Source organism: Haloprofundus sp. MHR1, assembly GCF_005155585.1.
GTDB lineage: Archaea > Halobacteriota > Halobacteria > Halobacteriales > Haloferacaceae > Haloprofundus > Haloprofundus halophilus.
The window spans coordinates 77,225-91,564 of record NZ_CP039833.1; the positions used below are offsets into that span (position 1 = coordinate 77,225).

The 14,340-nt window shown below is 52.1% G+C and carries 7 protein-coding genes; 5 read left to right on the plus strand and 2 right to left on the minus strand.

Translation table 11 applies throughout. From position 1 onward, the window contains the following. Window positions 1-36: 36 nt before the first annotated feature. Together FCF25_RS00300 and FCF25_RS00305 are read right to left on the minus strand one after the other, a co-directional pair. Window positions 37-2,088 carry a DUF5591 domain-containing protein gene (locus FCF25_RS00300; RefSeq protein WP_168191180.1) on the minus strand — a complete coding sequence of 684 codons (2,052 nt, stop codon included), beginning with the start codon at window positions 2,086-2,088 and terminating at the stop codon, window positions 37-39. Between the two features lie 67 nt (window positions 2,089-2,155). Continuing rightward, window positions 2,156-4,384, minus strand: coding sequence for a homing endonuclease associated repeat-containing protein (locus FCF25_RS00305; protein ID WP_137046915.1), 2,229 nt, complete (start codon window positions 4,382-4,384; stop codon window positions 2,156-2,158). Between the two features lie 572 nt (window positions 4,385-4,956). On the opposite strand from FCF25_RS00305, the gene yaaA reads away from it, so the two are divergent. The 5 genes from yaaA to FCF25_RS00330 all read left to right on the plus strand — a co-directional run bounded on the left by yaaA (window position 4,957) and on the right by FCF25_RS00330 (window position 14,128). Further along, window positions 4,957-5,418: a peroxide stress protein YaaA gene (gene yaaA, locus FCF25_RS00310; RefSeq protein WP_254425893.1), complete on the plus strand. Its 462-nt coding sequence runs from the start codon at window positions 4,957-4,959 to the stop codon at window positions 5,416-5,418. Window positions 5,419-5,604: 186 nt separating this feature from the next. Further along, complete coding sequence (locus tag FCF25_RS00315) at window positions 5,605-6,663, plus strand: tRNA-guanine transglycosylase (RefSeq protein ID WP_343192889.1); 1,059 nt, start codon at window positions 5,605-5,607, stop codon at window positions 6,661-6,663. 1 nt (window position 6,664) lies between these two features. After that, window positions 6,665-8,242 carry an ATP-binding protein gene (locus FCF25_RS00320; protein WP_137046917.1) on the plus strand — a complete coding sequence of 526 codons (1,578 nt, stop codon included), beginning with the start codon at window positions 6,665-6,667 and terminating at the stop codon, window positions 8,240-8,242. Window positions 8,243-8,444: 202 nt separating this feature from the next. Continuing rightward, window positions 8,445-10,982, plus strand: coding sequence for a DEAD/DEAH box helicase (locus FCF25_RS00325; RefSeq protein WP_137046918.1), 2,538 nt, complete (start codon window positions 8,445-8,447; stop codon window positions 10,980-10,982). After that, the gene (locus tag FCF25_RS00330; protein WP_137046919.1) at window positions 10,979-14,128 is read left to right on the plus strand and encodes a homing endonuclease associated repeat-containing protein; all 3,150 of its coding nucleotides are present in this window, start codon (window positions 10,979-10,981) and stop codon (window positions 14,126-14,128) included. Before FCF25_RS00325 ends, FCF25_RS00330 begins: the two co-directional genes overlap by 4 nt. The last annotated feature ends 212 nt before the right edge of the window (window positions 14,129-14,340 follow it).

Below are 14,340 nucleotides of genomic sequence, written 5' to 3' on the forward strand. Positions count from 1 at the left end.
TGTAGAAACCCTTTATTCAGGTCTGACTAGAGTGGACTAATCTAGTATCTTCGAAGACTCGATGTCGGAGGACGAAGCAGCTGGATGTTCTTGGAGATAGTCAATGAGCTGCTGAATATTCTCGTTGCGGAAGTGTTCTGTCAGTTGAAGTGCACGGGGGTCGCGGGGGAAAATTTCACCTCGACCGTACGCCTCGAACCCGTCTTCGATTACCTGTCGGTAGTTTGAGCTCGCCACATACCCGACGATATAGTCGTACGCATCACCGTGCGTCTCGAGATATTGCGTCACTCGCTTCGTCACGAGCTCACGCTGTCTCGTGTCTTCGTTCGCCAGCACGTACTCGTACTCAAGAACGGGGTCCCGTTGCTCCATCTCCTGAGGAACTGGACCGTACATCCCCGAAACAGTCACCTTGTGTATGCGGTCCGACTGGCTCCCTAACTTGTCCCAGAGGACGGAATGCGTCCGCGATTCTGAGTACGGCTTAACTTGACTGCACGGAATCATGAGGAGTACGTCTTTGTTCTTCGGTGGCTCGTACCTCATCTGAAGAATATCGAAATCGCTTGGCCGGTGCTTGAGCGAAATCGTCTGAGTCATCTCCAGGTCTTCTACGCCACCGCCCCATTCGGTGAGCCGCTTCTGATCGGTCTTCAGCCCAGGCCCTGGTATAAGATCCTCTGCGCCAATTTCTCGAAGGTCCTTTGTGAGTTGATTTGTTGGGTCCTGTACCTGTGCCTGTTTTAGTCCTTTAGCGATGTCGGAATGTTCGCGAGCGAGTCCGACGACGTACTCGAGGAGTCGTCCATCTGATATCGCATCCCGGACACGCTGTAACTCGTCGTTGTAGACCTCGAAATTGTGGCCGGCAAGGAGTGCGTAGTAGTCGCTTTTGATCCATTCGTCATTCTCCTTTCGAGCTTCGCGTTCGTGATAATCGAGGTTGAGGTTGAGCTCCTCGTTCAGGAGGGTATAATCGACATTGTACTCACCACTACACAACGGACAGTTCTCGAGTGCACAGGGGAATTCTCCTTCCTCGAGATACGCCTCGAGATCGTCGAGTTTGACGTGTTCCCACGTGTCCGGAACGAGGTACTTCTTGTACATCGCGGTCTGCATGTGGCTCGAACAGTCGAACGAATCCGCACCGAGCAGCGAAAGTAGCCCGACCTGTTTCCCACCGATACCGAATACGTGAAGACCGACGTCGTCGTCGAGCCCTTTCTGTTTTATCGCTTGTTTTGCACCATTGACTATGTTGACCAAGATATCAATACTACTTCGGAGGGGAACGAGCGATCCGATCGCGAATCCCTCGAACGAGTCTTCGAGGCCCTCTTCTTCGACCCGTTCGATAAATTTCTGAACGTACCAACTGACCCACTCGTCATCGTGTCCGTGGATGGCGATGTAGACACCGGGCCTCTCTTGACCACCCTTTGTGGGATCGAAACCCCCAGTCTGGATTCGCTCGGCCACAGTCGGATTGAGGAGCGTGTCGGTGTCGAACTGGTCAGGATTATCGAGTAATTGGAGACAGCGTATCGAACTCTCGATGCTCTTCCACATCCGTTCTTCGCGCTCTTCAGCGTTCAGGTTCGGCGGAACGGGATAGTCGAGCGTTGCAACGATGTCGGCACCAAAGTCAATTTGGAGGCCGAGGATACTTTCTGGATTCGTGTACAGTCCCCACTCGTTCTCTGCACCGCCCTCTGACGGTGCTGCACCGAACGTATCGGAGTTCATAAGCTTGAATCCACCAGAATCAATGAAAACCGGGGCATTCAGGCTCTCGTATTTTTCGTGGAATGTTTCGGTTCGCCAGAAGTTGTTTAGATTGTCAGGAGAGACGCCATAATCCGTGAAGCTCATGGCTTGAAACATAACGCCTTGGAGACGATCCGCAGAGATGAGTCGTTCACGCATTCGACGCCATACACCGCCAGATGCCTTCGTTGTCCCTCCGATGAGATTGATAACGGGAAACAGAGCAGGTGTATCGACGGAGTAAGAGGGGAGGTCAAGAGTCCCGAGTCTCCCGTACCCATCGTCACCCTCCTCCTCGACACGAAAGACAGACATCGCTTTCCTTGGTTATTCAGCGTAGGTTGTTAGTCGCTTTGCTTTGCGTTATCGGTCGGTCCGTCGACTATACACCTCCAACGTCTGCTTTCATTCTGAAAGCTAGACCTTCTGAAATTCCGTCTACTCGAACGAGTTCATCGAGTGTCGCATGTTTCAGGTCTGCAACTGATTCAAAGCCAGCAGCAATGAGAGATTCGGCCTCTCCCTCTTCGATACCACCGACGGCACAGAGTTCTGAGACCGCTTGTGTGGACCTATCTCCAGATGAGTTCGACGTGTCCTGTGAGTCACCGTCTCGGGGTGTCACATCACCCTCATCGACCCACTCCCATCCGTCTACTGATGGGCGCTCGGGGAACTTAGCGAGGGCTTTCTTGGCGCGTGTAAGTTCGTGTTCTGTCTCAACGAACACTGCGAGTGGTTCAGCGGTATCGGGGATCACAGGTACACGAAGCGACCGTCCCGCATCGACTTTGTCGAGGCTTTCGAGGAGATTTCCAATAACTGGGTCGACTACCGCTGTTTCGATTACCTGAAACTCGGTCACAGAGTCACCGTCGCCATACGTAGCTCGATACTCCTTCATGCTAACCTCTGATCGATCCGACTGTTGGGGCCCGTACCCCTCTTCCCATCCCTCCAACCCTGACGAGAGGAACTGCGATAGAAGGTCTCGCCACTGACACATCAGCGAATCTGTATTTTCTGGATCGACGTGTTCTACGAGCCCATGCACTGCCCGGCTGAGTTGCCAAAATTCCTCGTATCGTTCAGCGAGTTCGGATGGCGAGACTGAATGCGAACTAGGCTCCTCTGGAGATTCAGTGTCGCCAGCTTGTAGAAGAGCATCGACCTCTGACTGTGCCGAAACTCCCGCTGCTGTCTTCAGTTCTGGCCAGGAGTCACAGTACCGGTAAACGTCTTGAGGAGTGTATCTTCCATACGTAGATTGTTGACCAAGCGTTGGAGGAGTTCCGACTTTCTTAGCGACTTCGCGGACATCCTTTATGAGGTCCGACTCTGGATTGAGGTCTGTAGCCACAATTGCCTCGTACCAGCTGCCAAATTCGTTGGTGACCTCGTGTTGCTCGTATTCTCCATGCTCCTCCATATGAGATCCGTTCGGAACTCTACCGACTGTGTCGGCCAGCTTTTCGAGAGATGTGAGAATCTCATCACGCCTCTCAGTCGAACCTTTCTCTTGTGGTTCTGGCACTTCAATCGCTTCCTTCGCTTCTTCCCAGGAACCGAAGTGGTTGTAGACATCGCCCGACGAGTAGGTCCCGTGTTTATCCATCTCTGTCGTCGTCGGTGGACGGCCCAACGACTTCGCGACAGCTTCTAAATCGCCAATTACGTCCGACCGATAGTCGAGGCTCGTCTCTTCTATGGCTGCCAGCCAATTTCCGAATCGGTCTGCATAGAGTTGGGAATTGTAGAGGCCATGTTGGTCCATCTGACGAGCAGTCGGAACACGCCCACGTTCCTCGGCCAACTTCTCAATCGCATTACAGAGGTCTTCGTTCGTCGCCGAATCGACCCGAGATGCCTCTAAAGCTCTCGTCCATGTTCCGAAAGCTCGTTCTAGCCGGCTGAGTGTGTACTCTCCATGAACGCCGTATTCAGCGGAAGTAGGTCGTCTTCCTAATTTCTCGCTAACCGATCGGAGATCATCAAGGAACGCCTCATAATGTCCAATATCCGTCGCTTTGACGACGCCCGACCACGAACCGAAGTGATCGTAATAGGTGTTGAGATTATACCTTCCTTCGAGTCTCATATCCTCGTGTGATGGAATACGGTTGAGCTGGTTAGCAAGTTGCTCCACGTGAGAAAGAAGCTCGTCTTGAGATGGCTCGTGGTCTTCGTATTTGCGTAGCAAGGTTCGAAGGTGGTGCGAAAACTGATCGAAAGATTCCTCGCGCAACCCCTTCGTCTGGCCCACAGCAGGTAGATCGCGAATATCATCCAGGAAATCACGAATCTGAACGATGTCGCTTTCTGATAGTGGATCAGTCGAATCACTAGATTGCTCCGTCAATTCCACGAGCACTCGTTCGTCGGCAGCGATGAGTTCAGCGTACTGTTCCAACCCTTCAATATCCTTTTTCAGTGAATCGATGCGCCGACGTGAGGTTCCATCATTACTAGGCGCGCTCGAGCTGAGTGAGTTGAGCGCAGTACAGAGCGAACTATGTGCATTGAGAACTGAGCGATACACTTCGTTCGGGTCTTCGTGGGCTTTAGAGACTGACTCAAGCGATTGATTCGCATCCTGGATGTACTTGTTCACACCTTCGTCGTGGCTACGTGTTCGGGACACCGTGTCATATCTCTCCTTGGGGTAGATTGTACGTCAGGTCAGATAAACGTACACTCTGCCGTAGGTGTTTTGGGGACACGTTGACGGCTTTCGTCCGCGGTACGTACTCGCAGTGGTGGACAGTCACTTCTACGGGTGATTTGAATTCGTGAACGAAGGTTACACTACCGTCCCTACTCCTTTCGTGGTCCGCGTACTCCCCAGAAACCACGGAAATGAAAACATCACTTAGACGCTTACCGTCCTCCGAGATCACGTCAATGGTCAACTTCTTTTGTTGACTCCCGGTCATCTGGTACAACCAAACCGGTCCTTGCATTTACCACTTTACTTTAGCTTTTAGCTGACACCAGTGTTCTCTACCGAGTTCCTGGTTAGCGCAGTTTCTGCGGACGTGCCGAACTAACTATTCACCTGCCACGTAGTCAACAACCCCAGCACTATGCGATTACTGAGAATTTCGAGTGGGGCTGGCCTTTCAAGCTAGTGAAGACGAATCTTTGGTAGTAAAGAATAAGGCCTCGGCGAAGAGAGACCAGTTAATGTCTTTACTATTGGTCCAATCTTGCTCAAATTCGAAGGTAGAGGCCCCAGGAAGGCACCCTGCATTGGAATTGTACTCCGGATACTTCTACAAAATAATCAAAAAGTCGATAAGAGAGGACGAATGGCGGTCTGACATGGAGTTACGAATCCTCTCGGCTGAGCACGGACTTCTTCAACCAGACGATCAGATTAGTTACTACGATCGACGAATGGATACAAAACGCGCTGAAGAACTGCGACCAAAAGTCGTCGCCGAACTCAGGAGGCTTATTACTGATGAAGAATACGACCGCATTATCGTCAATATGGGGCGCGAATACAGGGCAGCAATCGAGGGCTTCGACCGGGGACTCGACGTCACCACCGAGTTCATCAAAGGAGATGGAATTGGGTACAAGGGGCAGGTTCTCAAGCGAGTCATCCGTGGTGACGATACTGCTCTCAAGGTGTCTGCTTGAATGTCATTTGACATTCCAGAAACCAAAGTCGCTAGTTTCGAAGTCGATTCCACAGTTGGAGATGCTCGGGCAGGTACTCTTCGAATAAAGGATACCGAACTCGAGACCCCTAATCTCCTCCCCGTGGTGAATTTCTACGCTGGAGGGTTAGCACGAAGTCTCTATGGTGGCGGAATCCATCGGACGATGAAGGAGTTCATGACTGGCGACGACGTAATCGGTGGGGATGACTACAGCGAGTACTTCGATGGCGTCATGACCTCTGTCGGTTCACTCACCGATTACAATATCTCTCGAGAGCGGTACGAAGACTACGTCGCAGAGCCGGTCAAAGAACGTGAGGTCTTCGAGGAGTTCAATGGGACCTTGTTTTTAGATTCTGGAGGATTCAAATTCCTCGGCGGATACGAACTCGATGGCAGCAACTTCGAAGTCGAGATTGATCAAGCGAAAATCTTCGAGATTCAACAGCGGATGGGCGGCGATATCATCGTCAACTTAGACCGCCCAATCGCACCGGACGACGACTACGAAACCAGGGTCGAGAAGGCCCGACAGACCGCAGAGAACGTCGTCGAATTTCTCGACCTCTCAGAAGGAACGACGAGCGCGCGTTTCCTGACGCTCCACGGACACAACTACTCGATGCTTGATACCTTTCTGGGGGAGATCGACGATATCGTCGGTTCTTCGCGAGTACACGATGAGTTCGATGGTGTGGCGTTGGGTAGCCTCGTTCCGCTCAAGGACAACAAGGGTCGCCTCATAGACGCGATACAGGACTGCCGGTCAATACTCGAAGACTGGGGATTCGACGACTTACCGCTCCACGTACTGGGAATCTCGTCGAGTGCAATTCCCCTCTTAGCAGCGGTCGGCGCAGACTCATTCGACTCATCCTCGTACCTCCACTCTGCGATTAACGGTAAGTACGCTACCTCATTGACCGAGTCGAAGTCCATCGACGAGGTGAATTTCGGCGAGTGCGGCTGTCCAGTTTGTTCCAACGAGGAGCTGGTAAGTCGAATGAAAGGCAATGCCGAGTACAGAAAAGACGAACTCGGTCCTGTGGCGATGCACAATCTCATCATCCAGAAACGTGAGGTGGCCTATATTAGGGACTGCATCCGCTCACCGGGAACAGACGACCTTATCGAATATCTCGAATCGACACTCGGACAGAACAAATCAATGCGGCTGTTCGCACACCGCGTTGTAAACGAATCACTCGGCGGGTACTTCTAACATGCAGGAAACAACTCCAGAGAGACAGACGAGGAAGCGACCGAAAGTCAACGAAGTGAACGAGTTTTTGGAGATTGCGAGCGACTTCGAGGACCCGCTCGAAGTTATTCGTGAAGCGCTTTCGAACAGTTACGACGCTGGGGCGACGGAGGTAGAAATCAGTATTAAGAGCCGTGCTCAGGAGTCAGAGATCATCATCGAGGATAACGGTCGAGGTATGTCTGAGTCGGATCTCGAATCGTTCTTCGACCTCGGCAATTCGACGAAGAGTGACCCTGAACACGACTCAATTGGATACAAGGGGCACGGAACAAAGATTCTCTACAAGAGTAACCAAATCATCGTCGACACGGCCCATGAGGGGAAAAACCTCCACGCAGTGATGGACGAGCCGTGGGAAACACTCAACAACCGAGAGCTCCCTGAGTACGAGGTTACTGAGTCAGCGACGCGTCCGGGTAATGATGGTACGCGTATCAAGGTAACTGGTTTCAAATCTGGCCGCGGTTTCGCTCCTGAGTCACTAACATACAATAAAATTGAACACTACCTCAAGTGGAAGACATTAGCTGGATCGACGAAGTATCACTTCCATCCAGAGCAGTTCCGTGAGATTGAAATCACCGTAAGGCTCGACAACGGGATTGACGACTCGCGAGAGAGATTAGTCACGAACAACAAGCTTGAGTTCCCGGAGGAACAACTCGATCCCGGTGAGGAACCGTTCCCGGAAGCTCGGATGTGCAAGCATTATGGGCCGAAAACCCTCCAGATAGAGGCGGATAACGGTGAGAAAACTGAATTAGAGGTCGTCGGAATGGTTGGGGGTAAGGATGCCAGAGATGAGCTTCCGACGTACGGTCGACACTCCGCGCAATTCGGGATCTGGCTCGCTAAAGACCATATCAAGGTCGAACGGCTCAACGAGGCAATATCGCACGATAACGAGTTTATTCACTTCCTATTCATCGCGAACTCCCAGGACATAGAACTCTCTGCGAACCGAGAGAAGATTCGTAACAAGTCAAGCGCCATCTACCAAGCGATCGAAAAGGAACTTAACTACTTCCTGTCGAAGATTGCCGCTGATCCATGGTTTAAGGGGTATCTCGAACAGCGACGAGTTGCAGAGTTGAATCGGAAGGCATCGACTCAACAAAAGTCCGTGGAAGAACGGAAAAAAGCGGTAACCGAACGTGGCCGTTTCGAAGCAACGAATCAATCCGAAGTCATCCTTGGTCTAGAACGGTCAAACAGAGAAGGAGCGAAGCCGACAATCACCGTTGAAGACTTTGACCTCGGTGCGGACGTAAACGCACTCGTGGAACAGAACGGTCGTCTCTACGGGAGCTCGGTGCATCTGAAGCTCACTGATCACTTTGAAGAAGACAAACCGCTCGAGAGTGTAGGAAAGATCCTCTGCTGGGAGATCGGCGACCGAGACAAGCTCCGCGAGATCGAACGTCGCGGGTATCAGAATGGACACGTAGAGTTTGACCTCAAGAGCAACCGAATTACGTACGGTACCGAGTCTCGGCATACCATTCACATCGTCGAAGTTCGCTCACGGTTCGACTAATTTCGGCGGAGACTAACACCACGGCTATTCTCTACGTGAGTTTTCCTGGCCAAACTACTCTAATTATCCCACTAACTGATATATAACCGATACATTGTTATAGGATGATATGAATATCATACGTGAATGAGTAGGTGTGGCACGGTTCATACCTCATCTGTCGCATGCGACCGTTCTAAGGAAGCAATAGGGGAGGGGTTGGATGAATATCGATAAGATAGCAGACGCCAGTACTGGCCAGAAAACACCGCGCGAAATCTTTCAAGATGAGTGGCTCAGAGGAATGCCCAAAGCACAATGGCCCTCGTACATTGATGAGTCGGCGACGTTGGTGATGGAAGGTATAACGATTGGCGACACCAATCTTACGAAGGGCGACTTCTCAATTGAGACGGGGACTCTCTATCGACGCGGGCTGGCACGGACAACCGGAAGGCAACGTTCGGAGACGAGCCTCCCTGTTGGAAGTGTATCTGGTCGTGATCTCGGAATCGTCATGTGGGCACTCAATGGCCTAAAACGGGATATTGAGACCTCACAACATACGAACTACACTTCGACGAGCCGAGCGGTGGAGGCTGTACTGAACAAGGCGATGATTGGGGCAGTTGCCGACCAGAATTTCGACTATACAGACTTCGAGCGGATTCGTCTTCCGGAAGGAGCAGCCGTAACCGACCTCATGGCTGAACTCTTCTGTCGTCCGCGGAGCGATGCGTTTGTAGATGCGTTAGTAGAAATCTCAGAAGAGAGTCGACGGTCGGGAGAAAGCCTCCTACAGCTACTTGAACAACCGAAGATGGTGACCGCACTCTGGGAGCACCAACGAGAGGCACTCGCCGAATGGCTTGACTCCGGCTGTCGAGGATACGTCGACATGGCGACTGCAACTGGGAAGACGTTCCTCGGCCTTGCAACCATCGCACATCACTTCGGGGACTTACATCCGAATGATACCGATCTCACGCGAAAGAATCTCCGTCCAGACACAGACAGTGATGCAACCGTGGTCGTCGTCGCACACCGGTCGGTCATCCTCGACCAGTGGAAGCGAGAGTTCGACCGGCATCTCAATATCCCGAAAGAGGCGTCAGCTAGCGACGGAGAATACACGGCTCGCTATTCGTGGGGAGAGGTGCATTTCTGGACGCCAAATCGGTTGTTAGAAAGAGATGTCCCCGATGCTGACCTCGTCGTCCTCGACGAGACGCACCACTACGTAGGAGGGAGCGGCTTCGGCGCTCTCTTGGACCAGATGAGTGGTCATTTGCTGGCGCTCTCGGGGTCGCTCAACGAGAAGAACAGTAACACACTTGAGCGACGTCAGATACCGAAACTGTTCGAGTTCTCGCTCCGAGACGGCCAGCGTGTCGGGATTATCCCTCAGTGTGATTGGCACGTCAGAATTGTCCCGTTCGAAGGCCAATCAACGCTCGCCGAGGTGACAGAGCAGTATCGTACCGGTTATGACCAGTACTCCGACGGATCAGCAGCGTCAGTTCTCGAAGACGTAGCTGATGACCAGTTGTCTTTCAATTCGCTCTCTGAGGCACGGTCTATTACGCAATCTCGATACGGTCGAGAAGTGAAGGAGCGCAACGACGAGTTCCGGAAGTTCTCTGCTGCAACCAAGTCTCGGGGGTTGACAAAGTACAATCTCTCGCCGACGCTCTCTGCGATCACGTCTATCACGCTAAACCACGTTCATGACCACAAATGCGTAGTCCTCCTCAACTCCGGGGATGAGATCGAAACCGTCGTTTCAGGACTGCGCAGAGAACTGAACGAAAACTTCGACGATCTCGTGGTCGACCTCGATAGTTACGATGGCGATCCGCTTGAGGCAATCGAGTCGTTCGACGAGAAGCGGGAGGTGGGTGTGATTATCGGAACCGCCTCCACACTCGGAGAGGGTGTCGACATCAAAACCGCAGACGTCGGGATCAACCGTTCAAGCGGTCGCCTTAGCCACTCGCTCGTCCAACGAATTGGTCGAATCCTCAGAAACCCTGATGGCGACAAACGAGCGACCTTTTACCACGTTGTCGGGATTCCTACAGAGGAGGACGCAGTACTCCTCAAAGAGGACGGACAGGAATTGCTCGACATGGCGAGTCAGCTCGTCAGTTGGGGAGAATCGTTCGACGCCCGACCGGGGTTCGAGACGATGGAAGTGGGTGTCGACGAGTCACTCTACCAACTCGAACAGCACGGAGCACACGGGATTCTTGGATCGGATTCCTACTCCTGGCCGACGAACGAAGACGCTCGAGAACGACTTCGTAACATCTGTGAAGAGATCCGCGGAAGCGAGGAGTCAGTTCTCCTCAAAATGGACCCTCAGCTCACGTCTGGCACACAACCATCGAACAGGACGAACTACGTTTCGAGTCACAGTGATTCTAAGATTGAACTTCCGATGACTCTCTTGAAGGCCGTTTCAGAGCACGTTGAGGGGAACGCCTCTATCGGTCACGATAGTCGATTCATTGAGCAGGCCATTCGAGAAGGACTCGAAGAAATTGAGATTGCGAAGATAGGTGCCAGTGAATCTGATTCGGACACAGACTTCTTGAGCGCCGTCGAAATTAACCCAGTACTCTGTTCAGTACTGCGAGTCGCGCTCGCGTCAACCGGAGTATCGTCCAGCGAGTTCGCTCAGATGGCGGTCAAGAAAGCCCTCTCCAAACATGTCATCGACAACAACGAGGACGCATTCGATGCGAGGTCATCAAAATGAGTTCACAAATCGAAGGCGAAGTTAGGCGGTTTACGCGGTGGAACCGCCGGTCACGATTACTGAAAGCCGGAGTATTACTGCTACTTGTGGCGACTGTCTGTGCCATACTCTGGGATTTTAAACAGGCTACAGCTCTGGCGTCGACCAATTCTGGTTCGTATATTCTGCTTGGAGTACTCATCTCGTTCGGATGGGTAACGCATCGACGGAAACAGGCGATAGTGTCGGTCGAAACTGCGGCAAAGGAACACTTGGCACAAGAACGGGAGAATATCGACGACGACCTCGATAGAGGTGCAGCGGAGAGCGCAACAGTCCGTGTTGAATCGCTTGAACAGACGTACCAATCACTCGTAAATGAGGTAAGATCAGAGAGGCTCCGAGCGGAAGCCAAATCTCACCTTGTAGCTATCGATGAATTGCGGACACAGGTTGAGAATGGGGCTGCTGAGTGGGAAACGCTATCTAGCTCAATCGAACCTGTCGAGGAAAAACTGGACGCTGCTGAAGATGAGTACGAGGCTGAAAACTTCGATTCAGCATTAGAGATATATCGCACACTCGAATCCGCAATAGAGGATCTCTCATCAGCAACTCTCACTGCTACATCGTCCTCTGGAAACGCCTTAGCGCCCGTCGAAGCGGTATCATCGAAATATTGGCGTAACTACTTCCAAACAGCGCTGACAGTCGGCTACATTCAAATACAGGAGGGGGACGAACTCCTGTCCCGGTCAGCTCAAAACGCGTGTGAGACGTACCAGGAGGCAACGAAAAACATCGAGCAGGCCGTCGATCTCGCAGAGTCGAAAGACATCACCTACAATGATATCGACTTCCTTGGCTCGCCGATACCCCAACCCACACTAACTGACATAGATGGTATTGGGGAACAGCGAGCAGACTCACTACGTGACCACGGCATCGAGTCGCCAGTAGACATCGTCGAGGCCAATTCTCTCTCTCATATCCCTCGGATTGGAGAGAAAACAGAGCGACGTCTCCGCCGTTCTGCTGAGTCTCTAGTCGAAAATTTCCTGAAAGTTCAACACAGGAAGGCACACACGAAGTATTCGAAGCTAAACGACTGGGTCTGCCTTCACGATGAGAGTATTAGTCTACTAGAAAAGGCTGAGGACGCAGTTGTCAAAGCGCGTACGAGCCTTCAAGAGGGAAAAGACGAGGAGACAGAATCTGAGTTACAAAAGGCAGAGCAGATTACTGATGAAGTAGAGAACAAACTGCGCTCGCTCGTAGAGAACGAGTTTGAAGTGGAACTTTCCACACAAGTCGACGAACTCCGTAACCAGTTGACGCGCGTAAATCAGTCTATACGACTTCTCTCTTCGATTACTGCCTGTGACGAGCGGATCGGAATTATCGAATCAGCGATTCAAGATGGAAATTTCACCTCTGCTCTCGACCACGTGAATCGCGGTGGGAAACACCTCGATGCGGCAAACCAAATTACCACGCAGTTGAGCGAACACGAATGGACTCAACCAATCGAGCGCCGTAGAGAAAAGCTCGACAGACTGGACAATCAGATACACGCTGAACTCGAGACACAGAAGATCGAAAAACGACTCGATGAAGCAGAGCGTGATATCGAGCACGCAATCAATGGGCTCGGTGAGGATACGACCGCGATCAACATTGAAGCTTCAGGTGATCATCTTGAGTCGGCAGCCAGTACCATCGAAACGGTTCAACCCATTGTCGAGAGTGTCGGCGGAGCAGCACAAGAACGGTTGGAGCACTTGGCGAACCAAGCCGAGGAGACCGAAGAGTTAGTTGAACGGCATCGAAACTCACTAGAATTCGACTCGTTGATCGAATCGGTCGAAGAGCAGATCGAAGCTGGCGTCGAAGCGAGTAAAGAGGGCTCGTATCAAAGTTCGAGTGGACACTTTGGGCACGCGAAACAAGAGCTAAATGCGGCGATTGAACTTGTCGGAGAAGTCGACCGAAGCGATAGCCGAAAACAGGTCAGACAGTTATCCCGCCGTTTGGAAAGTGAGCGCTCCGACGCGCTCCGACGGAAGCATTTCAGGATTTGTTGGAGCTCGATGGAACTCGCTGAGAAAGCAGTTGCTCGAGCCATTGACGACCTCGAAACCAACGCGTACGATGACGCAGCGAAAGGATTCACCGAAGCAGTAGAACATCTATCCGACGCCGAACAGTGGGCTCAGAGATCCGACTTAGCGGAACAATGGGAAATCGAGCAACGCCTAGAAACGCTCCGTGAGTACAGGTCGAGTGCCGAGTCGTCTCTCGAAACGTATCGAAAGCGCCGCTCGTCGGAGGCTGCCCACCATCTCGACAGAGCAAGTCAACTCATCTCGAAGGGCAACCAGCAACTCGATATCGAGGACGCAAGTGCAGCTAACGAGAGCTGGATGACCGCTCGCGACTCGCTCGATATGGCCAAGGAAATAATCGGTGATTCACAGCTGCAAAATGCCGCTGATCTCGAGGAAAGACACCGTGAGACGGAAAGCCGTCTCATAGAGTTGCGAAACGCTATCGAACGGTCTGGGTACGACATTTCTGGAGCGAGCCGCACCAAGCTCGTTGATGAACTCCAAGAACTGGCGGTGACCATCGGAGAATCCCCGCGAGAAGAGTTCGTCGACGCCTGTGGGAGGTACCCCTCAGACGAGTATGTAGAGATGTTCGGCTCGTGGGAGGATGTTCTTCGTGCAGCCAACTTGGAACCGGTCGACTGGGCTTCCAGAAATCGACGCAAATACACTCGTGTCGATATCCTTGAGTCAATCGCCGAACTGACGAGGACACTCGGTCAATACCCGAGCAAGGCCGAGATGAATGATCAAGGTTCGATGTCTGTTTCAACGGTAGAAACTCGGTTTGGGACGTGGGAGAGCGCCCTCGATCTGGCTGAGCGCATCGAGCTTAGTTCGGAGTTGTCGAGAGATGACGTAGTTGCCGAACTTACTAGGATTAGTGGCGTAACAGAGACTGAAGCGTCGGTTCTCTACGATGCTGGATTAACCTCAGTAACAGAGGTGCAGAAAGCAACGATAGATGAACTCGTTGCTATCGATGGAATCTCAAAACAAATCGCGTTGCGGATGAAAGCTGACGTTGGTGAGCTAACTCCGGGGTCCCAAGCGGGTTAGCTTCCACATAGGAAAGCGCTCTAAAATTCGGATAAATGCATATTTTTCAATGCTTTGTATATCGGTGTCACTGAACTGCCTCTGATTATCCTTCTCCACGGAGATCTCTCCTGAAGTGGCGATTCTCCTCACCGCTAGAATTAAGTCAGAACGAGTACCATTTGACTCCGACGAACCGCAAGACGGCGGTGACGCCGACATGCCACATAACG